A 22983-nucleotide genomic window follows, 5' to 3' on the forward strand; every position below is an offset into this window, starting at 1 on the left:
CTGGTCAGTCCTTGCCCAATTGATTGATCCCGCTGTTCAGCAAACCGTCGTAGGCCGACAAGGCGCGCTGCAGGGTTTCGACGTGTCTCGATACTTCCATCATCTTCACCATGTCGTTGCCCATGGCGGCGTTGGAGCGCTCTAAAAGGCCCTGGTGCACCGCGTATTGCGTGGCAGGTTGCCAGGCGCCGTCCGCCGAATAGAGCCCGGCCCCACGGGAAACCAGCGCGTTGGCGCGTTCGATATGTACCAGGCTGAGCTGCCCTACCGGCGTGTCGTCCACGCTTACTTCACCCTGGCTGTTCACCTTCAGCACACCGCCGGCCACCTGAATCGGGCCGCCCTGGCCGAGCACCGGATGGCCGGCATGGCTCACCAGAAACCCCTGGTTGTCGACCTTGAAACGTCCATCTCGGGTCAGTGCCGCGCCTTGTGGGGTGTTCACGGCAAACCAGGCATCGCCGGACAGCGCGAAATCTGTCACGCGCCCGGTGTACTGCAGCGCACCGCCATCGGTATTGATCGAGGTCTGGGTTTGCAGGCCATCAAGCCCAACGGCGACGCCAGAGGCGGGTTGCGCCAATGCCTGGACGCTGAACGCACGCCCGGCCTTGTAGCCCGTGGTGTTGGCATTGGCGACGTTCTGCGATACCTCTTTCAAGGTATCGATATCCCGCTGGATCACCCCGGCCAGTTGCATGATCATGTCGCTCATGCCGACTCCAGGCTGGGAAACCCAGGCAAATCAATCATGCCGGCCGAGGTCACGCGCGCATGCTGGCCGACTTCATTCACCGACAGCACCGCCATGTGCGGCACCGCCCGCGACATGAAGGCGCGCAATACACGCCGTAAAGGCGCGGCACACAGCAACACCGGCTGCTGGTTATCACCCAGTTGGCGCTCGGCTTCGCGGGCGACCGTGGTCACAAAGCGCTCCAGTTCCTGGGCCGGCAGCAATGCGCTCTGCTGGCCCTCACGCGGGCGGGAGGCGGCGAGCATGTAGCCTTCCAGTTGCGGGGCGATGGTGAGCACATTGAGCTCGCCATTCTTATCCACCAACCGCTCGTACAGCGCGGCGCCCAGCCGCTCACGCACCCGCTCGGCCAAGTCTTCGGCGTTTTTATGCGTGCGCCCGGCGTCCACCAGTACCTCAAGGATGGTTTCCAGGTTGCGCACCGGGACTTGCTCGCGCAGGAGCAACTGCAGCACGCGCTGGATATCGGAGTAACTGAGCACCTGGGGAATCAACTCATCCACCAGGCTGCCCAGCCCGGCACGCTTGCTCTCGACCAGCCGCTCGGTCTCGGCGCGGGTGAGAAAGTCCGGCGCGTAGCGACGGGCCAGTTCGGAGAGGTGAGTGAGCAACACAGTGTCTGGCTCAACCAGCGTGTAGCCGCCCATGCGCGCCGGGGTGCGCAAGGCTTGATCAATCCAGAGCGCCTTGAGGCCATAGGTCGGTTCTTTGGTTTCACGCCCTTCCAGCGTCACCGTCCCACCGCCGGGGTTGATGGCCAGCAACTTGTCGAACTCCAACTCGCCATTGGCCACCACCGCGCCCTGGACGCACACCTGATAAGTGCCGGCTGAGAGCTTTTTGTCGGCGTGCACACTGAGTTGCGGCAAGGCAAAACCGTAATCGCGGGCGAACTGTTTGCGCAGGTTGTCGATCCGCAGGCTCAAGGTACTGGTCGCGGCCAACACCTGCGCGGCCAAGTCATTGCTCAGGCGCAGCTCAAAGGCCTCATTGTTCATCAATGCGTAGATATCATCCGAAGCCGTCTCGGCCTTGGCCGGCGTGTCGCCAGGCGCCGATTCACCCTTGGCTTTGCGCTGCAACTGGCGAAACGAATAGGTGGCCGCGGCGGCAAAGGCCAGAAACAGCATCAACAACGGCACCAGCGGCAAGCCCGGCAGCATGGCCAGCAGCAACGTGACGAGCGCCACCACCACCAGCGTCTTGGGGTAGGCCGAGACTTGCCGGCCCAGCTCCGGCCCCAGGCGTGCGTCGGTGGCGGCGCGGGTAATGATGATGCCGGCGGCCACGGCAATGATCAGCGACGGGATCTGCGTGACGATACCGTCGCCCACGGTCAGCAAGGTGTAGTGATGCAGCGCATCGCCCCAGCTCTGGCCCTTTTGCAAAATACCCACCGACAGGCCGCCGATGATGTTGATGGCGATGATCACAATCCCGGCAATCGCATCGCCTTTAACGAACTTGGAAGCGCCGTCCATGGCGCCGTAAAAATTTGATTCGCGCTCCAACTGGCTGCGCCGGCGCTTGGCCTCGTCCTGATCGATGATGCCCATGTTCAGGTCGGCATCGATGCTCATCTGCTTGCCCGGCAGCGAGTCCAGGGTAAAGCGCGCGGCCACCTCCGCGACCCGTTGCGCACCGCTGGTGACCACCACATATTGCACCACCACCAGGATCAGGAACACCACAAAACCAATCACATAATTGCCGCCCACCACGTGGGTGCCGATGGCGGCGATCACCTGGCCGGCATCGCCGTCCGCCAGAATCAGGCGCGTCGCGGAGATGTTCAGCGCCAGGCGAAACAGAGTGGTCATCAGCAGCAACGAAGGGAACGTCGAGAAGCTTAAGGGCTTGTCGATATCAAAGGTCACCAGCAGCACCAACAATGCAATGGCAAAGTTGGTCAGCAGCAACAGGTCGAGCAACCAGGTTGGAATCGGCGTGAACAGCACCAGCAAAACGCCGATGACGGCGACGGCCAGCAGCAGGTCGCTGCTTTCCGACAAGGCGCGCGTGAAGAACGGCTTCATGGGCTCAGCACCTTGTTGCCGGGCAGCGCAATCACCCAACGATAAACCCGCGCCACATCGGTTTGCGTGCTGTCCGGAATCGCCGAGTCAACCCGCGCCAGTGCGTGCAGGGTGCGCGCCAACGGCGGGCGGCGCAGGATCGGCACCCGGTGCTTGCGCGCCATCTGGCAGATACGCCAGGCATGCACACCGCGCCCGATGGCCAACACCTTGGGCGCCAGCATGCTTGCCGGGCGGTATTGCAGCGCCACGGCGTAGTGCGTCGGGTTGGTAATGATCACATCGGCGTCCTGGACCTGCCCCAGGGCAGAGGCCTTTTTCAGCAGCGCCTGCTGGATGCCTTTGCGCTTGGCGCGCACCTCGGGGTCGCCTTCACGGCGCTTGTGCTCATCCTTGGTTTCGCGCTTGCTCATGCGCATTTGCCGGCCGAATTCGCGCCGCGAATACCACACCTCAAACAGCGCGGCGGCGGCCATGATCGACAGCACGGTAAAGCCCAACTGCATCAGCAATTGCTTGCCGGCCAGGGGCAGCTCCATCGGTGACACCGTGGCCATGCCCAACAGGCGCGGCAGCAGGCTCTGGAACAGGTAATACAGCACCAGCGCAAACAGCCCGCCCTTGACCAGCACCTTGAGCAGCTCGACAAACATACGCCGCGAGAAAATGCGCTTGAGCCCCTGGATCGGGTTAAGCCGCTTGAAGTCGGGCTTGATCGCAAAGGCAGAAAACACCGGCCCGCTGAACAACAGGTTGGTCAGCACCGCCACCAGCAACAGCGCGCCGATCAACGGCAAAAAGGCGTACAGCACTTGCCGCACGCTGTAGCCGCCCTGCTCGCCCAGGTAACCAAAGCTGGTCCCCATCTGGCCGGCGTTGCCCAACCACCAATGAGTGTGGGCCGCAATCACGCCGGCAAGCGGTGCGGCGATGGCTGAGAACACCATCAGGAAGGTAATGATCATGGCAAACGACAACAGGTCAGGGCTGCGCGGCACCTGACCTTTCTTGCGCGCCTCTTCGAGTTTGTAGGGCGTGGCCTCTTCACTCTTGTCCTGTTGATCGCTCATGGCGCACCCGCGGGTGACAGCGCAAAACGCAAGGCGTTTTCGATCAACAGCGGCACGCGCAGAACAATGATCGGCAAGGTGAGGATCAGGATAAAAATGCCGACGCCAAGCTTGATCGGCAGCGACAGGAAATACACATTCGCCTGCGGCATCGAGCGTGAGAGCAGCGCAAACGCCATGTCGATCAACCACAAACCGAGGATGACGGGCACCACGGTCATGAACGCCAGTAGAAACTGCTGGGTGAGCACACCCATCACCGGGCCGGAAAAATTCAACAGCGAGACACTGCCCGGCGGCACCGCGACCAGCATCAGGCTGAACACCCGCAGCAAGTCGTGATGCAGGTTCAAGGTCACGAACAGAATGCCCAGGGTCCACACCAACACTTCGGCGACCAGGCCGGTCATGTTCGAAGTACCCGGGTCGAAGACGCCGGCGGCGTTCAAGCCGATCTGCGTGTCGATAAGCTTGCCGGCCATGTCCAGCCCGGCATGGGCCGCGTGAAAAGCAAAGGCCATCAACACGCCAAGCATCAACTCACCCAGCACTGACGACAGGCTCAGGATCGGCATGCCGACCCCATTCAAGGAACTCGCCAGTACGGCTGACAACACCAATGCCAGCAACACCCGAACCGTCATGGGCAAGCGTGAGAAAAAGATAATCGGGGCGACGACCATCAGCGGCGCCAGCCTCATGGAGATGAGGAACAGGCTGGCCAGGTACGGCGTCAGCACGGCTAGAAACCAGCGGCTTGAGTAAGGGCACTGAGCGCGAACTGCTTGAGCAGCGTCAGCATCCAACTGCCCAGCACCAACAGCATCACCACGGTGATGATCAGTTTAGGAATGAAGGTGAGGGTCATTTCCTGGATCTGCGTGGCCACCTGAAGAATGCTGACCAACAGGCCAACGATCAGGATCGCCAACAGCAAAGGCGCAGCAACCATGGCCGCAGTGAGCAGCGCTTCCTTGAGCGCGTACAGCATGAAGTCCTGTGTCATCCATGTCCCCAGGCAATGCATATGGATCTGCCGGAGTGAGTGTGCCACTCGGCGTCCGTGGCTAGTTGCCACTATTGTTTTGTGGGCGGATCATAGCCAGATCGGAAATGGGGCGGCAAGGGGTGAACAGGAAAATAAAAAATATTTTTGAAAACACAGAATTGAACGAGGCTTTGGGGGGAGATTTAGATGAAAGTCCTTGCGCGCCTTGTTTTGGCGGCCAATGGCGCGCTTGACAGCAGGGTTAATTCACACCTTTGGCCTTCAATTTATCGATGACTTTAGCCTTCCATTGCGCTCCATCCGGATTAGGATATGCATTAACTAAATTTACGATTCTTTCGAGCTTTGGAAGGTCATAGTTATAACCCTGTTCCAACAGCCAAAACACCACTTCGAGATTCCCTGTGGTGGCTGCGCCCCTTGCTGCCGATAGACCGTTAGCGTCGTGAAAATTTACATCTGCGCCTGCTTCAACCAATAATTTTACGTTCTCTAATCGTCCCTGAGTGGCAGCCAGATATAAAGGTTTTCCTTTTATGCCAGTGGCTCGAGCACCATTAGCGTCCCCTCCATAACGCAATAGTAGCTTTAACAACCCAACGTCATCTCCTCCAGAAACGAGCGCCATGGGTGAGAAGGGTTTAAATTGCGGCGTTACCTTTTCAGTGTCAGCCCCGGATATTAACAATGACTCAACGCCTACAACATTCCGTGATTTGAGGGCCCAAAATAACGGTAAACTGCCGTCTTGCCCTACTGCATTCACATCAACACCGCTTGCGGCTATTCTCTTTACTTCGTCTGCTCTCCCATCCATAGCGGCGCTTATTAAACCAACCACCTTGGAGTCCTCATACACCTGCTCGACAGTCTTTCCTGCCATCGTTACTGCTGCTTGAGCCATGGGAACTCCCATTACCAGAGTCAAAAGGAAAACTTTTATCTGTCTGTATATTTTCAATTATCGTCTCCATTCGCCACCGCCAATCACATACTCAAGGGAGCGCAATACAGCTCCATTTTTATGCTGTTCCAGCTGATTCAATGGGTTAAGCAACGCCATTCGTGACATTGGCATCCCGTAACTCACGGAGGGTAGCTCAATACGCTGACCTGCAGCCTGCGGAGCATAGCTGAAGCCAAAATTGGAGGATGACTGATTGCCAGTAACCGCCTGGATGGTTTTTAAAAAACTCACTACCCAGCACTCACAACTTAGCCCGTGTTTTTAGAAAGCTCAGGTAATGCGCGCTTTCATTCGCGAAAATCTCTGGCCCCGCCCCCATATAAGCCCGCATCAGCTCGTCTGCCGCACTGTCCGCTTGTCCCTCATCGAAATAAACCTGCCCAATCCGAAAGCTTTAAGCTGACTCAAAGAAACTTGGCGACTGCTAAGCGAAAGCAAATTATAATTCTTATGTTCTTTTCGTATAAAAGCCCCCCCTAAAAGGAAGTGGCTTGCTTTACGTAAAATCAAATGTTTTCTATAGCCGACACGTTCAACCCCCACCAACACTTACAACCTCTCCAGATCTAAAATTGAAGCCCCCTCCCCCATCTTTAGATACGTAACCAGCCAAATATTTGTCTAGCACTTCGTCAGCCTGCTTTAACAAACGGCAATCATCAAACTCACCATTCTTGATGTGGTACACCTTATGATCACAGCGTGCCTCATCGAGAAACAAGGCATCTCCACTCTCAGTTAGCAACCAGCACCTTAACTGTTTTGACCCTACTTTTTCTTCCAGTGCTCTCATGCCCGCCTTCTTGCCTCCTACAAGAATTCTATACCGCTCAAGCGTCAAGCGTGATGCGTAATCAAAGGGTGTATTTAACCAATCAGTAGGTTGTACCGAAGAATCAGTTACAACAAACGAGTTAAACAGTCGATAGAGTTCACGCCATTTCAGTGGAAGCATGGCATGCTCGGCATCATACTGCTGCCCTGACGTCGCTTCACTTACAAATGTCAACTTAAAAAAAAGGTTTTTCTCAAGTCCTTGACATACCAAAGAAGGCAACCAAAAACGAATTCCTTTTTTGAAAGCTACCACGGGAGGCGGCCATTGTTCATCAATGACACGAACAGTTAAAGGAAAGGCCACTGCAAAATCTTTGAACATGACGCTGACAGGAGTTCCGAGCGTGGCTTTAATCTCTGGCTTTAGTTCATCCACAACCGAAGGATCTAAGTGATCAGCTGTCGAATAAATAAAATTATACTTGTTTACATCCAGCATTATTTTCCACCTAATCTATTGGATGACTGATAGGCTCGAATTTGATTCTGAATTAGCCGTTCCATGTCCTGCTGGGTATTTATAAGACCTTCGATATACTTATCATCCAGTTTATCCTTTCCGTAAGTACCCCAATCAACCTTAGCCCCTTTCGACGCATTGAGTCCTTTGGGCAACGGTTGCAAATTACCTAATCCCATTGTGTCCTGAATAATAGCAGTCATTTGTGATTTGTTAAGAGTGTTAAAACCCGGCATATCAACAATTTTACTCACCGGAAAGATATGATCTACCTCCATCGCAGCCCCCAAAGGCGCGTGGGTTATACGGTTGGTGAAGGGATCCAGATACCCCATGCCCTGGAAACGCTCACTCATCGCCCGACTTACAGTGGTGATCCGTATGAAATTAGTACCGGGAACGACTATCCCGCCATAGAGTGTGCCACTACGCGGGCTGAAAACGATCTGAGAGTTTTTAACAAAATTGAGCCCCGATTTTCCAGCCATCGCAGCAGCTTTCCCGGCCCCGGCAGTGGCAATAAATCCGGCGGCGAATGTCAGCGTATCCTCAGCCATTTGCTGCGCACTGTGGCTTGAGTAATAACCACTGACGGCGTCAGAAACACCCTCAACAGCATCACCAGGGTTATTCCATACATAGCTGGCGCCACTTTCAAGCGCGGCATACGTCTGAGACCGTACGTTACTGTCTGTGGCCAGTCCCACCAACCCTGTAACGCCTTCCGCAATGTCCCAACCTGCTGCATTGAGTGCCCTGCCCACAGAGCCAAGAACCGCTCCAGATCGACCCTCGGCTGTATTCACAATGTCTGAATAATAAGCACGATCATATTGGCGCCCGTCGCTTGCCCAACTGCGCATCCGCTCGTAAAGCGAGAGTTCAGAACTAACACTTGCTGGCGAGCTTTCGATGGGTACACCAACCAAGAAACCTTGTTCAGCGGGAGCACTGATTGATATCGCACCGCTATCGTAAAAATAACCAGTTCGTCCATCATCAGTTGAGCCGATTGCTTCGACTTCTACTGGGGGTAGGTATCCCGACTGCAGCAAATCGCGGATCTGCGCGGGGGTATAACCTTGAGCCGTCATGCGCCGTGCAGCATCGGCTTTCACATCTTCAGTCGGGGAATTCCCGCTCTGAGTGGCATCAGAGCCCTTGATACTGCGGACGGTATAGTCGGCCAACGTATTCCCGAACGCATCAGCAGCCACCTGCCCGAAATCAGGTCGAGCACCTCCAAACCACTTGTCTTTCAACACCGCAGAAGCATATGCACTGATCTGCCCACGCAGTGCAGAGCTCACTAAAGTGGTGCTATTCCCACCAACGTACCCGGCAACGGTCGCCCCGACCGCAGATGCCGCCACATTGCGCCAACTGAACGAGTTATCCAGCCCCACCACTCGGCTGGCGAGCTGGCTGTTGGCATAGTTGAAGGTTCCCAGTGCCGCGTAGCCGGTGCCGTAGGAACCTCCTGACGTCATCGCTTCTGCCGCAGTGCTAGCCCATGAGCCTAGCGTGCCTACCCGTGCCAAGGTGCCAAACCCTGCAGTTATCCCTGAGGTCAGCCCACCCACAGCGACTTGCTTCCAGGAAAAATCATCAACCACCCCTAAAGCTTTGCCAGCCAATTGCGACGCGGCGCTTCCGACAACGCCACCCAGCACTGCAGCGCCCAAACCCGCCCATCCAGCTGCGCCCGAAAGTACTGCCGCACCGGTCAACGCAAGGCTGCCGGCAGCTGTTGAGCTTGCAACAGCTGCGGCGGCAGGGGCAGCTGCACCAGCGGTAAGGACAGTGGCGACTACTGCCACCACAACCATGACAACACTCGCTAGGCCGCTACTTTTCTTTTTCTTGGGCTTCGGCGGCGGCGGCAGTGTTGGACTTGGCGTAGTATTGCCAATAATGTCGTCAACACTATAGGGCTTAAACGTTTGCGAATTATTATGCGTACTGCCGACGACGTTGGGTATTCTAAGAGTGTCTCCTGTCAGCAAAGACTTACTTGAATCTAACCCGTTGGCATCTGCGATGAGATACCACATCCCTGGATCACCCCATACCGTTTGGGCGATTCGCTCAAGGGTATCCCCCTGATTGACGATATAAACGGTGGGGTTCAATCCTGGGTAGTCGGTAGATATTGGCGTAAACGTATCACTGACTTCTGCAACGCTTGCCGTACCTACGTTAGCAAGTGCCTTTCCGTCATAATAATAGTAATTCTGGCTAATCTTATTGCTCTCATAGCCAGGCTCATACCGCGCTATGATTTGACCATCACGATTTGACGCAAATGTACGATACCCTACACCGTTAAATATGCTGTCCAGCGTACCTCTTGGGGTGTAAAAGAACGACGTAGTTCCCGGTTGACCGCCCAAGCTCCATGTCGCGACTGTTTCACGTTCTTTATATGTGTCAGTCAGGTAATACGACTTGGTATAAGCCCCCGTGTAACTCACACTTGCACCGTCACTATTATAAACAACGTAACGATATGACTTTTGATTACCCACAGCATCCATCATGGCTGCTTCACCATAATAGGTCACCTGGGATAGCCTTTGCACGCCCCCTGAGACCTTATAATTGGTCTGCGCTAAAATCTTTCCATCACCACGATAGGTGTAAGAGATCACACTTGAAATCGCGCCGCCCGCAAAAGCAATTTGGTTGGTGCGATTTTGTTGCAGATCATAAAGATTTGAAAAATCAAGCGTAGCATTCCCTTGGGAAATAACAGCCTTGGACGTGTCCGCTGCCGCTGCGCGATAGAGGCTTCTACTACTCGAACTATTGACCTGACCTACATCATTGTAGGCATATTCATCACGACGAAAGACCTCATTGGCACCACTGGTACTGCTCCACTGCTCGGAGGCAATCCGACGCCCGCCACCGTCATATATATTGGCGTATCCCTTGGCTTTTACACCTTGCTTACCCGCTACTATTTGCCCGCCTGAGAAGAAACCGTCGCCTACCAAGACCCGATCCTCGAGGTCGAATCTATTCCAATTATCAATGACTGTCCGCCCCCCGGCATGGTTGGTTGCATCCATGTACGTGCGACGACGATTGCCGTACTCATCAAACTCGTAGCGCAGAGAATCAATACGGGAGGTGTAGGCCGGGAACGGCATCACACCATACAAAGTCGTACCGGCTGGCGACCTTGTTTCTTTCAGCCGGGATCGCTCATCGATAAAGTAGCGTGTTTCTGTGCTTGCACTGTAATCCCAAACAAACACCATTGCACTTTTCGACCTGCGAGTTTCTACAGAGCGAACTTTCTCTCCCGTCAAATTATATTCACTGGTTGATACTGAAGAGTCAATTTCGTTTGGCCCCCACCCCTCGGATGTATCCTCCACCGATTTCGACAGGCCGTTAGCGTAATATTTATAATTGACAATCTGCACAACCCCCGAATCTTGATAAACGCCTGGCGTTATCTCAATCAGCCACGGGGTGGCCTCCCTGACAACTTGACCGAATGAATTGTAAGCGTAGTTATAATTAGCCCCCGCCAAATTTTTCCGACTGACAAGGCGACCATAAGTACCTTCATCAAACACCCAGGACAGAGCGTTACCCAGCCCATCTACCTCCTTGGTTTTACGATTGCTTTCACTGTACTCATATACTTTTTCGACTTTTGACTCGTTGCGAGTTCTGACCGCATTCCCCCGCTCATCAAACAGCGTATACCGCACATTCCCCGCCACGCCCGTTGTAACCCCGGACCCACTGGCACTCGCCAACGTCTCCTCAACCGCACTGCTCCCGCTGATCTCCCCGACCAACCGTCCCGCCTGGTCATACTGGTTAGTCAACAACGTCACAGCGGCGCCATTGCGCACAATCCCATGGCTGACCTGACGATTCATCGCGTCATAACCGTCTAACAGCACCACGCCCAGTGCATCCCGGGTCGCCACACGGTTGCCGTGAACATCCATCAAATAGGTGCGCGCGTAGCCCAGCGCATCGATATCGCGCAGCAACTCGCCCACTTGGTTGTACTGATGCTGGCGCGTACGCAAAACCGTGCTGGCAGGCACACCGGCATACGGCCCCACCAGGTCGACTTCCTGGATCAGTAGCCCATTCAGGTCATAACGCTTTTCATGGATCAGGCTGGCACGGTAGCTGGTGCCGTTCTCACGCAGGATGTCGGTGACCGGCAAGGTTTCCGTCAGTTGCTTGTTGTTGTGGTCGTAGGTGTAAGTGGTGACGTAGCCACGCGCATCGGTACGGGTCAGCAGGTTGCCCCAGCGGTCGTAGCTCTGGCGGATGATCGGCGTGGCCAGCGTCAGGTTGATGTTGTTCAACGTATCCGCATTGATGTTGGCTTCGAAGGCCGGCAGATGCTGCTCCAGCGCACGCCCGAGCACGTCGTAGCGGGTGTAGGTGATGCGATCATCGGCGGCGGTATTGACGTCGCCCAGCTGGTTGCTGCGGCTGGCCTTGGCATTGAGGTCGTAATCAACCTGGGTGATGCCCTGGGCATTTTGTTGCTGGGTCACGCGCCCGGCCTGGTCGTAGTAATAGGCCGCTTGCAGGTTGCCATTCAACAACTGGCTGGTCACTTCGCCGAAGCGGTTGTATACCGCCGAGTTAGTGGTGGTTTTTTGCGAGCTGTCGGCGGCGGTGTACCAGTCGGTGGTGGACAGTTGTTGGCCCAGCGCATCGTAGGTGTAGCCACGGCGAATGGTCTGGATGCGCGTGAGCGCCGCGCCGCCCACCGTCCAGCCACTGAGTGTGATGTTGATCTGGCGGCTTTCTTCCACGCGCCGGCCGGCCGCGTCAACCTTGTAGGACTGCGCCGAGCCGCTGGCATCGATGTTTTGCACCTCGTAACCCGCCGCGTCAAAGCGTGTGCGTGTGACACGGGTGGCACCGGCTTGCTGGTTGCCCGTCGAATCCACACCGGCACTTTCGGTTTCGCTCACGACTTGGCCGAACGCATTGAGGGCGTAGGTGGTGGTGGGTGACGCATAGACGATCCCGGCGGCAAAGGGGTCCACTGCGCCGTTTTTCGCCGTGGCGCGGGCGGGTTCGACCAGCCGCACGGTTTGCCCCAGGGCGTTGTATTCCGTGGCGGTGACGTTGCCGGCCGCGTCCACCACGGCGCGTACGTTGCCCACGCCGTCGTAGTGCATTTGGCTGACCATCAGGTTGCCTACCACCGCCACGGCCGACGCCGCGCCGGACTGGCCATCAATGATCTGCTGCCAGTAACGTACGCCCTCCTGGGTCACCTGGTACAAGCGGCCCATGGCGTCGTATTCAAAACGCGTGCTGCGGTCGTTGGCGCTGGCCAGCGGAGGGCTTGGCGGGTTGCTGTCGTCCCAGCCGCTCAGGCCGTTGGCGTACTCAACCTGGCGGCTGACCTTGCCCAGGATGTTGTATTCCAGGCGGGTGTAGTTGCCTTGGCCATCGACGGTGCCGATGCGTTGGCCGGCCTGATCGTAGTAGTAAACGTTGCTGGCGCCGCTTTGTACCGTCACACCGTTGGCATTGCGTGCAATCAGGGTTTCACGCACCAGTTGGCCCAAGGCGTTGTAGCTGTACACCGTTGTGGGCGACGCGGTGATCAGGCTCGACGTGGCGATGTTGCCGGTGAAGGTATAAACGCTGACGGCATCCTGCTGCACCGAAGTCTTGCGTCCCAGGGCATCGTAGGTGGTGGTCAGTGTGCGGTCGAGTGAAGGGCTGGCCACCAACGTTGCGCTGTTGATGTCACTTGCCGTGTAGAACCCGGTTGCCGGCACAGTGGCCGCCAGGGCATTGGCATAGCGTTTGGTGATCAGGCGGTTGCCTTGGGCATCATAGGTGTAGGCGGTCACGCCCTTGAGCGGATCCACGTCATGGGTCAGCCGCCCGAGGCTGTCGTAAACCTTGTAGCTGTCCACAAAGTCAGTGCCCGGCACGCCGGTGTTGTTGACCCGCACGCGGTTACGCACGGCATTGCCCAGCGCATCGTAGGTCACGTCCGTGGTGACCTGCAGCGTATTGCCGGTGCCATCCCAGGTTTGCTGATAGGCCCCGGTGACTTTGTTGTACCAGCCCGGCGCGATGATCTGCACCTGGTGGCCGACCGCGTCGTAGGCATACCCGGTGGTCCTGGCCTGGCTCAGGTCATCCGCCGCCGGGTCAGCCGCCAATGCACCGCGCAAGCGCCCCACCGTGCGGCTGGTGACGTTACTCAGCGCGTCATAGGTGATACGCGTGACTTGCAGTACCGAGCGGGTGCTGACCACCCCGTTGATATCGATGCTCGACACCGCAACGGCCGGGGTTATTTCCTCGACCAGACGGTTCACGCTGTCGTAGCGATAGTTCCATACCGCGCCGTTCTTGTTGGTCAAGGTGGCGCGATTGCCCACCGCATCGTAGGTGTAGGATTCGGTCTTGCCGGCCACATCGGTGACGCTGCTCAGTTGCCCGGCAGCGTCGTACACCGAGCGTGTCGCATAGGCCAGCGCCCCCAGGTTGGTCAGCGCCGTCGTCACGCCGTCGAAGGTGCGTGGCGTGCCAGCGGGCATGGCCTTGTCGTAGAGGCGGCTTTCGATGATACGCCCCTGTTGGTCATACAGGGTTTCGGTGACCTGGTTGAGTGCGTCGATGGTTGCCCGCACGCGCCCCATCTGGTCATAAAGATAGCTGGTGACCTGATCCCTGGCGCTGGCGCCTGCCGGGATGCTGGCCGGCGCGTTGCCCAGGGCAGCCAAGGTGGCAGGGCTCAGCGCGGTGGCGAAGCGGGTGGTGCTCGCCAGGCGGCCATCCGGGTCATAGGTGTTGCGGGTGACGCCGCCGAGGGCATCCACCGTGTCAGTCAAATGCCCGGCGCTGTCATACACATACCAGGTGCTGTTGCCACCGGCGTCCAGCTTGCGCGTGACCTGATCGTTGGCGTTGTAGAGGTATTGCGTGGTGAGGTTGTAGCCGTTGGGGTCGATGCGCTCGGCCGTGCGGCGGCCGAGGTTATCGAACACATACAGGATGACTTGCTGGTACGGATTGGCGGTGGTGCCGCGTGCCACCTGCACCTGCCGGCCAAAACCGTCGTAGCTGTAGGTCGTGGTCAGCTTGAGGCCGTTGGGGTCTTGGACCACCGTCAGCAACTGCCCTTTGCGGTCGTAGGCATAGTCGGTGATACGTTGACCGGCCTCGGTCATGCGCACTTTGCGCCCCTGCCCGTCAAACACATACTGCGTCGCCACCCCAGCGGCATCGGTGCGGCTGATCATGCGGTTCGCCGCGTCGTAGGCGTAGGACGTCACCCGGCCCGCCGCATCCGTGACGTTCAACAGATGCCCGACAACATCGTAAGCACTGCTGGTGGTACGGCCCAGGCCGTCGGTGCTGGTGAGCTGTTGCCCGTTTTTGTCGTAGCTGAAGGCCTGGGTGACACCCTTGCTGTCGGTGACGGTCAGCGTCTGGCCGTGGCGATTACGCACGGTGGTCATGGCCAGGCCATCCGGCGTGGTCACCACCAGGGTGCGGGTGCTGTCGTTGTAGCTGTAAGTGGTGATCAGTCCGCGCGCGTCCTGCTCGCGCAGCACTCGCCCAAAGGCGTCATATTCACGGCCCTGGGTCTGGCCGAGAGGGTCGCGCTCAACAATCACGCGGCCATTGTCGAGGTAGTCGGTGCTGCTGATCTGCCCTCGCGCATCCATGCGGTGGATGACGTGGCCGAAGGCATCGTAGACACTGCCGGTGCCGCGCGATAAGCCGTCCACATCTTCTGCGCGCCAGATCAGTTCGCCGCGCTTGTTGTAGGAGCGGTTTTCAACGATGGTCGCGCCGCTGGCGCTGATGCGCAGGCTGCCGGTCTGTTCGCCAAACAAGTTGTAGCCATAGCCCACCGCGTTGCCCAGTGCATCGGTACTGCCCGCCAGCAAACCGGAGGTGGTGTAGGCGTAGAAACTGCTGTTATCGGTGTTGGCATCGCGAATGGCTTGCACCAGTGCATTCACTTGCAGCGTCAACAAGCCACCCGACAGCGAGGCGGTGGTGGCCGCGCTGAGCCGGTTGGTCAGGGTCGAGCGCTCGCGGGCATCGCCGAAAGCGGTATAACGGGTTTCACTGACTTCGCCCAGGGCGTTGATCACGTGGGTCAGGCGCCCGGCGGCGTCGTAGTATGAGAGCGTGCGGTTGCCCAGTGCATCACTGGCGCTGGCCACCCGGCCTGCCGCGTCGTAACGATAGGTCAGGCCGTATTGCGCATAGACAGCGGCCACCTGTGCGTCAGTCATGCCGACTGCAATGCGGGCAGAAGCCTCGCCCAGCAGTTTGCCGATGGTTTGCCCGAAGGCGTCATAGCGCGTGAGCGTGCTGCGCGCTTCGGGAGTGCCGTGCGCCTGGGTTTCGCGCACCAGGCGCCCGGCGGCGTCATACTCGTAGGCCGTCACCGTGCCGTCGGTGGCCGTGCGCTGGGCCACGCGCCCCTGGCCGTCAAACGCAGTGGTCGTGGTTTGCCGCGCACTGCCGGCCACGGCGGCCTTGAGAGTAGAGAACGCAGTACTGGCGGTTATTGCAGCGGTATAGGCGGCGCTGTAACGGATGGTTTGCTGGGTGTTGGCGGCCTCGTCGAACACGGTTTCGGTGACGAACTGCTGTTCATCCAGGCTGCCTGTTTGGCGCCCCGCCGCATCGTAGTAATACCAAGTGGAAAGGCTGCCGCCCTCAGCCGGCCTCAGTTGATCAAAGGTGCCTGATTCGCGGTTGGCGGCCGCGGTCGCTGCGGCATAACGAAGGGTCTGGGTCAGCCTGCCACTCGCGTCGTAGCGGTTCTCCCGCAAGTAGCCTTCAGCGTCCAGCTGCCCCGTCTGATGCCCGCTGGCGTCGTAGAAAAACCGTGTGGTGCGGTCTGCGCTTTGCTGCTTCACCAACTGCCCAAGACCGTCGTAGCTGAAGGTTGTCACCAACCCCGAGGGTATCGTGGTGGTACTCAGGCGCCCTGCGGAGTCGTAGGTGAAAGAGCTGACCCGATCATCAGCGTTGGCCGGGGGCCGCACCTGAGCCACTAGGGTGACATACACGTAGGTGCCGTCGTACCCGCCGGTGGTGTCGATCAACGTAGCGTAGCGTTTTTCCTGGATCCGCTGCCCGGCAGCGTTGTAGACAAACTCTGTGACGGCGCCCTGGCCGTCAATCTGCGCACTTACCCTCCCCGCCTCGTCATACAGCACATAAGAGCGCACGCCCGTGGCGTCCTGGACCATGGTTTGCCGGCCAGCCACGTCGTATACATAGAGGGTCGAGCGCGGTGTGGCACCGGCGGCGGTTTCGCTTTGGGTGATCAACCGGCCCAGGGTGTCGTAGGACTGGCTGATCGTCAGCCCTGCGCTATTGGTGGTTGTTACCGTGCGGTTAAGTCCGTTGTAGAGCGTGGTTCGGGTACCTGAGGCATCTGTCTGGCTGAGTACTCGCCCCATGCCGTCATACACCACAGAGGTGAGTACCGCTTTAGTGTTGCGATCGGCACCTCTGACCGCCAGCGTCTGGAGCAACTGACCATGTTCGCTGTAGATGAACTCGACGACATTGGCGGCACTGTCCAACAGGCCTGTGCCATTGGCGTCGACGGCGCCATAGACCACACGACGGCTGATATTTCCACGGTAGTCATAACTCAACTCGGTCAATGTCGAGCGCGTCTTGTCACGTGCGCCGGCCCATGCAATCAAAGACGATTCGGATAACATATCGGCCGGTGCAAGCCCAGACACCGCAAACGGCGCATCACCGTAACTGACCTCCTGCGTACGCAGGCCGTTGGCGTCATAGCGGTACTCCACCACCTGGCCTGCGCCGTCCACGGTAAATCGCAGGCGGTTGTGACTGTCATAGGCGTACCGCGTGACCTGCGCGCTGCTCGCGGGCGGTTCGGTCCAGCCGGTGCCGTTGGGTGTCGCCGGCACGCGATAGCGAACCTCGTTGAGCAATTGATTATCGGCGTTGTAGCTGCGTGTGATCGTGTTACCTGCGCTGTCCCGCTCCAGCACCCGGTTACCATTGGCATCGTAGCCATAACTCACGGAGTTACCGCGGCCGTCGACGACCTGGAGGACATTTCCGTCGGCGTCGTAGCTGTAGCGCGTGGACAGGCGTTGACCGTTGACCGCCGGCGTGCGTACCTCGATCAGTTGATCCTCAGCGTCGTAGTAATAGCTCCACTGCTGCCCCAGCTCGTTGAGCACATCAGTGCGACGGTTGGCCGTGTCATAGCTCAAACGTGTAATGCCGGAAGCATCACTGACGATGCTGACACGGAAATCAGTACCCACTTGTTCATAGCCAAAGTTAACAGTCGTTCCATCGCTCTGCGTGACACTGGCAATGTAGAAACTCGACTCGAAGTACGTATACGACGTGGTGTAGACATTGCCATCGGCGATGCTGTTGTCTTGCGGGCTCAGGTCGGTGCTGACGCTGGTCAGGCGGCCCAGGCCGTCATAGGTGTAATACACCTGGCGCGTCAATGCCTCACCGGCCGAACGCCGCGTGTCCAGGCGCTCCAGTTTGCCGGCGGCGTTATAGTTGAGCACCAGCTCCTGACCGGAGCTGTCCTTGACGCTGTTCAAACGTCCCTGAGGGTCATAGCTGTAACTGATCCGGGTGCCATTGGCATCGGTGGTGGATACCAGTTGGCCGTTCCAGTTGTAACGTTCAGTAGTGCGCCGTGAACCATCGGTCCATACCACTTGCCCCGCCGGGTCGTCCCACGTGAGGGTGTCATGGGCACCGTCGCCCTCGGTCGACTGATAGCGCGCGCCGTCCCAGCGATAGAGCGTTTTGTGGCCATCGCCGGTGACGCGGACCATTTGGCTGCCAGCCGTGTTCAACGCGCCCACCAACGTTACGCTGCGCTCGGCATCCCACCGCCAGCCATCGCCATCTGCGTCGCTGAAATCGCCTCGAGTGTTGTAGGTCCGGGTATGCAGCAGGTCCTGGCCAAGGCCGGATAATTGCTCATCGGTAAATCGCAGGATCAGGTTGCCGTTGCTGATATTGACCAGCGCCCGCCCGCCCGCCTGGCCGAGGTTGCCCTGGCCGGTTGAACCGCTACCACCCAATAAGTTGAGCGAGGTGTTGAACAGCCCCAATCCATTGCCAGCAACGATCGCTACCATATCCCTGACTCCCCCGACCCCACTGAACCGGCCTTTCGGTTCAAGACAATTGGGCTGTCCGCGAGCGCGGTAAATCAGCCCCTCTGTCAGTGCTTATGCGTCGATTTCGAGGATTGTTTAGGGTCGTTGGAAATATTTTTATTTCGTCAGGAATTTACGCGGTGCCCCATGACAGCACGCCAATGCTGAGGCAATAATCCAGCACATTGTCACTCATGCCCCAGGGAAGAACGGATTGATGAGCACCGATGACATCCTCGCTGAACAGCAGCACCTGGCAAGGCTAATGGCATTTCTGGGGCACGACCCCGGCAACCCGACGCTACTGTGCGACGCCATGAGCCTGGCGATCGCGCTGGGCGACCAGGCCATCGGACAACGTCTGATTGAGCATGTAAAAATCCATGGCATCGAAGACCCCAGGGTGTTCGCCCATGGCGCCCACTTGTTACTCCAGGCTGGCGATTATCTGGCTGCCGCCGCCTTGGGTGACCAGGCGATTACAGCAGGCCTGAGTGATCCCGCCGTCGTATTCAACACCGCACTGGGGCATTTTTACAGCGCCGACTTCAGTGCCGCCGATACCCTGCTTTCCCATCTGACCCGACACGCCGATTGCCCCGCTGGCACCCTGCTGATGCATGCCCGCGCCCTTCATCAACTGGAAGAAACCGAACCCGCCGAAGCGCTGGCACTTCGAGCACAACAACGTGAGCCGGGCAACCAGGACATTCGCGGCTTATTGGCACTCTTGCTGTATGAAAACGACAAGCTTGCCCAGGCGCTGAACACCGCTCATGAAACCCTGGCCGCGGACCCCGACCAACGCGATGCCTTGATCGCATGCGCCACGGTACAATTTGAACAATACAATGTGGCAGCCTCTCGCAAGGCATGGCTGCATACCCTCAAGGCCTACCCGGACTGCGGCCGCGCCTGGTCCGGGCTGGGCTTGCTGGAATTCAGCGAACTTGATTTCGACCTGGCTGAAACTCACCTGAAGACTGCCGTGCAGTTCATGCCCCACCATATCGGCACCTGGCACTTGCTGGCCTGGATTTACATCCTGCGCAAAGACAATGTTCAAGCACGTGCGGCACTGGAGAAGTCCTACGCCCTGGACCGCAGTTTTGGTGATACCCATGGCGGGCTGGCAGTCGTTGACATCATGGAGGGTCACTCTGAGAACGCGCGCAAAGGCATCCGTCGAGCGTTGCGCCTCAAGCCGGACAGCCTGTCGGCGCACTATGCACAGGCACTCCTTCTACAACAGGCCGGCCAAATGGAAGAAGCCCGGCAACTCATCAGCGGGCTTCTGGAAAAAAACCGCCCCGGCGGAGAAGTGACTGGCCGTACGCTGGTCAACCAATGGCTGCAGCGTCACCAGCAAGGCACAACGCCGCCCAATCCCGGCCAACACTGAAGTCTTCCCTTATGGAGCCCCAACCATGCTGGACGCGACCGAATACCTGCACCTGGCCATTCACGCCAGCAAGGACGGCAATCACCACGCCGCCTTGAACTACCTCAACACCGCACTCGAACATCAGCCAGATAATGCCGCCGTACGCTATTTCCTCGCCGCCGAACATGCGGAGCTGGGGCTGATGGATCGTGCCCATGCCGGCATGACCCTGGCCCTGACGCTGGATCCGCAGCTTGATATCGCGCGCTTCCAACTGGGCCTGCTGAACCTGCAACAGCAACACGCCGAAGAGGCCCGTACGGCCTTTGACTACCTGCACCGCCATGCACAAGACAACAGCCTGAAATGGTTCGCCAGCGCTTATCTGGATGTGCTCAATGAGCAGCCTGAGAACGCCGTCGAGAAGCTGAAAAACGGCCTTGCCGACTGTACCAATCCCGCCTTGAAGGCAGACATGACTCGCGTGCTTGCAAGCCTGACAGATACCGCCATTGCCCCCCAAAGCGATACCATCGCCGCTCCCAGCGTGTTTCTTGGCGCTTACCGTGACAATCTGGAGACCCCGTAATAATGAGCAAGATCGACCCTGCTCGCCTTTCCCGTGTCTTGGCCGCCCTGGCCAAACCCAACGAGCGAGTGACGTCGAGCACAAACAGCCAGCCTTCGCCCGGCAAAAGCCAAAATACAGGCAAGAGCCTGGAGGTTCTGAGGACACGGTTACAGGGCCGCCTCAAAGCTTTAAACCCAGATAGGGAAGGTTTTCGTGATGCCGCGCCGGTTGTCACGATTCAGGAGATTTTATGTTGGGAGTTTGGTGACGGGATTCTTGAACACCGAGAGTTCAAGCAGATCGCACAACAGGTAGTGGAAGCAATGATGAGCGACCCAACATTGGAAAAAGCGATTCACGGGATTGTTAATCAGATCGTATTAGAACAATAAGGCGTGCGGTGTGAAGTGACCGACTCTTTGAAAGAGACTGCCCAGCGTTCACTTAGCCTGATCGTATGACCTTCCCCGGACGGGGGCCAACTTTAAATGTACGGGTTCATCCGGGATTCCCCTCGGTCTTGCGTAGTTTTATGTAGACACGCAAAAAGATGCCGAAGCGTCTATTCCCTGAGTCGCAGGCAAAAAAAAGCCACTCGTCAGAGTGGCTTCTTCTTTGTGTGTAGCGCGGAAAACGGGACGTGCAATCCATAAATCCGTGGACTGCCCATGCCAAATTACCTGTGGTGACCCACCGTTTAACCTCACGCCTGCATGACATGAACGTCTGATTATTTTGAACAAACGACGAAACGTACCGCTCGATATATTGGCGACTTCGCACCTATCAGCTGACGTGCACGAGGAGAACCTTTGTCTACATTCAAACTGGCTTCGCGTGTCTTCAACACGCCACGTCATACGACGCACTACCTGGAATCAGGGCCTGCCGATGGGCCATTGATAATGTTCCTGCACGGTTGGCCCGAAATCAGTCTGATCTGGCGCGCACAAATGGAGGCATTCGCTGCCGATGGCTGGCACTGCGTTGCACCCGATATGCGTGGTTATGGTGGTTCTTCTGCCCCAACCGCCACCGATGCGTACGCCCTTGAAAACATCGTGGCGGACATGGCTGAACTTCATGACCATCTCGCAGCAATGCCCGCCATCTGGGTGGGCCACGATTGGGGCAGTGTTGTCGCGGGTGAATTGGTCGCTCATGAACCTCAACGCAGCCGCGGCGTTGTGCTTGTTTCGGTTCCGTACTTTCCCACCACCAACGCGTTACCGACCCTTGTCCCGCTGGTTAACCGAACCCTCTATCCGGCGGATCTGTATCCAGACGGTCAATGGGATTACTACCGCTACTACAATACCCATTTTGCCAGCGCCGTCGCTGACCTGGATGCAGACAAAGCCGCTTCGCTGGCGTCGATCTACCGACGAGGCGATCCAGCGAGCATCACCCAGGTTGCACCCAATGCCAAAGTGACCAGAAAAGGCGGACGGTTTGGTCAGGCGCACCGGGCGCCACCCACCCCACCAGACCTCGCCCTTTGGCCCGAGGCGGACTTCGCTGCACTGGTGCGGGCTTTCGAACAGCATGGCTTCCGCGCGCCGTGCGCGTGGTATTTAAACGACACTGCCAACATCGACTACGCCAAACGTGCGTCCAATGGCGGCCGCCTGTCATTGCCCGTACTGTTTGTGAACGGTGATTACGACGTGATGAACACCATTCATGGCAACCAACTGGGCGACCCAATGCGCGCAACGTGCACGGACCTCACTGTCACGAGCCTGCCCGGCGGGCATTGGCTGCCGGTGGAATGCAAGACAGAACTCGTGGCGGCCATAAGCAACTGGCTGCACAGTAGAAAGCTTAGATGAGGGGCGGCAAAGCCCAAGTCGAAGAATTAGAGAATACTTTAATATTTGTTCAATAGCCGCATCGTACCTATCACAAAATCTATCTCGTATATCGTCGACATCCATTTTTATAGCTTCATCAAGCTTCCCTTGTTTTAGCAATTCCTCTTGCCGCGCTCTCTGCGCCCACAGGTCCAAGCGATTGGCCCAGTCTTGCATCATGGTCCGACGTTGCTCGACATAACGCGCGTGGTTATAGGTGGCATTGATTTGATCAGGATCCGTATGGGAGAGCTGCGCATCGATCCAGTTTTTGGGATAGCCGATCTCGTTCAACGCCGTCGAAATTGTCGCGCGCAACAACCGTCGTGCTTCATCACGACGTTCACGTGCTTGCTCGAGGCTGACTTCAGGGTAGATGCCGAAGGAGATGCGCTTCTGCATCCCATCCCAGTAGTAACGGAAAAACCAAAGCTTTCCGCCGCTTTTGGTGACGCAGAGTGATAACCCGTCAAAGTCGCCGAGGGTATAGGCTTTACCGGTGGTTCGGGCGTGCCGAATGGTGAATTCCGAGAGAGGGATGGTGAACTCCTGTAAGAGAGTCAGCACCTGATACTCGTCTGAAGGTTTGAGAAGACCCGGCAACAATACGAATTCGAGTCTGTCCAGACCGTTGGACTTAATCTTGGACTTGTTCGTACTGGATTACCCTGGATTTCCCCGACCTTCAGTAGTTTGTGCATAAACGCAAAAAGACGCCGAAGCGTCTATTCCCTAAATTACAGGCAAAAAAAAGCCACTCGTTAGAGTGGCTTTTTCTTTGTGTTTGGAGCGGGAAACGAGACTCGAACTCGCGACCCCGACCTTGGCAAGGTCGTGCTCTACCAACTGAGCTATTCCCGCG

12 protein-coding genes, 1 tRNA gene and 1 pseudogene are annotated in these 22983 nt (G+C 57.6%); 4 read left to right on the forward strand and 10 right to left on the reverse strand.

All coding sequences use genetic code 11. The features are described 5' to 3' along the window. Positions 1-4: 4 nt before the first annotated feature. The 8 genes from AB4P94_RS25785 to AB4P94_RS25820 form a co-directional block, all read right to left on the reverse strand. A complete protein-coding gene (locus AB4P94_RS25785; protein ID WP_395608113.1) occupies positions 5-715 on the reverse strand; it encodes a flagellar hook-basal body protein in 711 nt (236 codons plus the stop codon). After that, on the reverse strand, positions 712-2793 hold the full coding sequence (locus tag AB4P94_RS25790; protein ID WP_395608114.1) for an FHIPEP family type III secretion protein: 2082 nt from the start codon (positions 2791-2793) through the stop codon (positions 712-714). The genes AB4P94_RS25785 and AB4P94_RS25790 overlap by 4 nt, the downstream gene beginning before the upstream one ends. Next, positions 2790-3863, reverse strand: coding sequence for a flagellar biosynthesis protein FlhB (locus AB4P94_RS25795; RefSeq protein ID WP_395608115.1), 1074 nt, complete (start codon positions 3861-3863; stop codon positions 2790-2792). Before AB4P94_RS25795 ends, AB4P94_RS25790 begins: the two co-directional genes overlap by 4 nt. Further along, positions 3860-4603: a flagellar biosynthetic protein FliR gene (locus AB4P94_RS25800; protein ID WP_395608116.1), complete on the reverse strand. Its 744-nt coding sequence runs from the start codon at positions 4601-4603 to the stop codon at positions 3860-3862. The genes AB4P94_RS25795 and AB4P94_RS25800 overlap by 4 nt, the downstream gene beginning before the upstream one ends. A gap of 2 nt (positions 4604-4605) precedes the next feature. Continuing rightward, positions 4606-4869, reverse strand: coding sequence for a flagellar biosynthetic protein FliQ (locus tag AB4P94_RS25805; protein ID WP_395608117.1), 264 nt, complete (start codon positions 4867-4869; stop codon positions 4606-4608). Positions 4870-5113: 244 nt separating this feature from the next. Next, entirely contained in the window at positions 5114-5776 is a 663-nt protein-coding gene (locus tag AB4P94_RS25810) for an ankyrin repeat domain-containing protein (RefSeq protein WP_395608118.1), read from the reverse strand. Between the two features lie 595 nt (positions 5777-6371). Beyond that, on the reverse strand, positions 6372-7115 hold the full coding sequence (locus AB4P94_RS25815) for a hypothetical protein (RefSeq protein ID WP_395608119.1): 744 nt from the start codon (positions 7113-7115) through the stop codon (positions 6372-6374). Next, a complete protein-coding gene (locus AB4P94_RS25820) occupies positions 7115-18292 on the reverse strand; it encodes a LysM peptidoglycan-binding domain-containing protein (RefSeq protein ID WP_395608120.1) in 11178 nt (3725 codons plus the stop codon). The genes AB4P94_RS25815 and AB4P94_RS25820 overlap by 1 nt, the downstream gene beginning before the upstream one ends. 238 nt (positions 18293-18530) lie before the next feature. Between AB4P94_RS25820 and AB4P94_RS25825 the strand changes: the two genes are divergently transcribed. The 4 genes from AB4P94_RS25825 (at position 18531) to AB4P94_RS25840 (ending at position 22100) form a co-directional block, all read left to right on the forward strand. Further along, positions 18531-19715: a tetratricopeptide repeat protein gene (locus AB4P94_RS25825; RefSeq protein ID WP_395608121.1), complete on the forward strand. Its 1185-nt coding sequence runs from the start codon at positions 18531-18533 to the stop codon at positions 19713-19715. A gap of 25 nt (positions 19716-19740) precedes the next feature. Next, positions 19741-20286, forward strand: coding sequence for a hypothetical protein (locus AB4P94_RS25830; protein ID WP_395608122.1), 546 nt, complete (start codon positions 19741-19743; stop codon positions 20284-20286). A 2-nt stretch (positions 20287-20288) separates the two neighbouring features. After that, positions 20289-20660 (forward strand): hypothetical protein, encoded by a 372-nt coding sequence (locus AB4P94_RS25835; RefSeq protein ID WP_395608123.1) that lies wholly within the window; start codon positions 20289-20291, stop codon positions 20658-20660. Between the two features lie 420 nt (positions 20661-21080). Then, positions 21081-22100 (forward strand): alpha/beta hydrolase, encoded by a 1020-nt coding sequence (locus AB4P94_RS25840; protein ID WP_395608124.1) that lies wholly within the window; start codon positions 21081-21083, stop codon positions 22098-22100. Between the two features lie 159 nt (positions 22101-22259). On the opposite strand, the pseudogene AB4P94_RS25845 reads toward AB4P94_RS25840, so the two are convergent. Together AB4P94_RS25845 and AB4P94_RS25850 are read right to left on the reverse strand one after the other, a co-directional pair. Next, positions 22260-22688 (reverse strand): annotated as a pseudogene (locus tag AB4P94_RS25845) (integrase arm-type DNA-binding domain-containing protein); the annotation flags it as partial. A gap of 218 nt (positions 22689-22906) precedes the next feature. Then, a tRNA-Gly gene (locus AB4P94_RS25850) sits at positions 22907-22982 on the reverse strand. Between the last annotated feature and the right edge of the window lies 1 nt (position 22983).

It is taken from the genome of Pseudomonas sp. B22129, from assembly GCF_044218875.1.
Lineage (GTDB): Bacteria > Pseudomonadota > Gammaproteobacteria > Pseudomonadales > Pseudomonadaceae > Aquipseudomonas.

What these genes read in the sequence shown, in the direction of transcription:
- AB4P94_RS25785 (WP_395608113.1), bottom strand. Translation starts at nt 715, where the DNA reads ATGAGCGACATGATCATGCAACTGGCCGGGGTGATCCAGCGGGATATC.
- AB4P94_RS25790 (WP_395608114.1), bottom strand. Translation starts at nt 2,793, where the DNA reads ATGAAGCCGTTCTTCACGCGCGCCTTGTCGGAAAGCAGCGACCTGCTG.
- AB4P94_RS25795 (WP_395608115.1), bottom strand. Translation starts at nt 3,863, where the DNA reads ATGAGCGATCAACAGGACAAGAGTGAAGAGGCCACGCCCTACAAACTC.
- AB4P94_RS25805 (WP_395608117.1), bottom strand. Translation starts at nt 4,869, where the DNA reads ATGACACAGGACTTCATGCTGTACGCGCTCAAGGAAGCGCTGCTCACT.
- AB4P94_RS25810 (WP_395608118.1), bottom strand. Translation starts at nt 5,776, where the DNA reads ATGGCTCAAGCAGCAGTAACGATGGCAGGAAAGACTGTCGAGCAGGTG.
- AB4P94_RS25815 (WP_395608119.1), bottom strand. Translation starts at nt 7,115, where the DNA reads ATGCTGGATGTAAACAAGTATAATTTTATTTATTCGACAGCTGATCAC.
- AB4P94_RS25820 (WP_395608120.1), bottom strand. Translation starts at nt 18,292, where the DNA reads ATGGTAGCGATCGTTGCTGGCAATGGATTGGGGCTGTTCAACACCTCG.
- AB4P94_RS25825 (WP_395608121.1), top strand. Translation starts at nt 18,531, where the DNA reads ATGAGCACCGATGACATCCTCGCTGAACAGCAGCACCTGGCAAGGCTA.
- AB4P94_RS25830 (WP_395608122.1), top strand. Translation starts at nt 19,741, where the DNA reads ATGCTGGACGCGACCGAATACCTGCACCTGGCCATTCACGCCAGCAAG.
- AB4P94_RS25835 (WP_395608123.1), top strand. Translation starts at nt 20,289, where the DNA reads ATGAGCAAGATCGACCCTGCTCGCCTTTCCCGTGTCTTGGCCGCCCTG.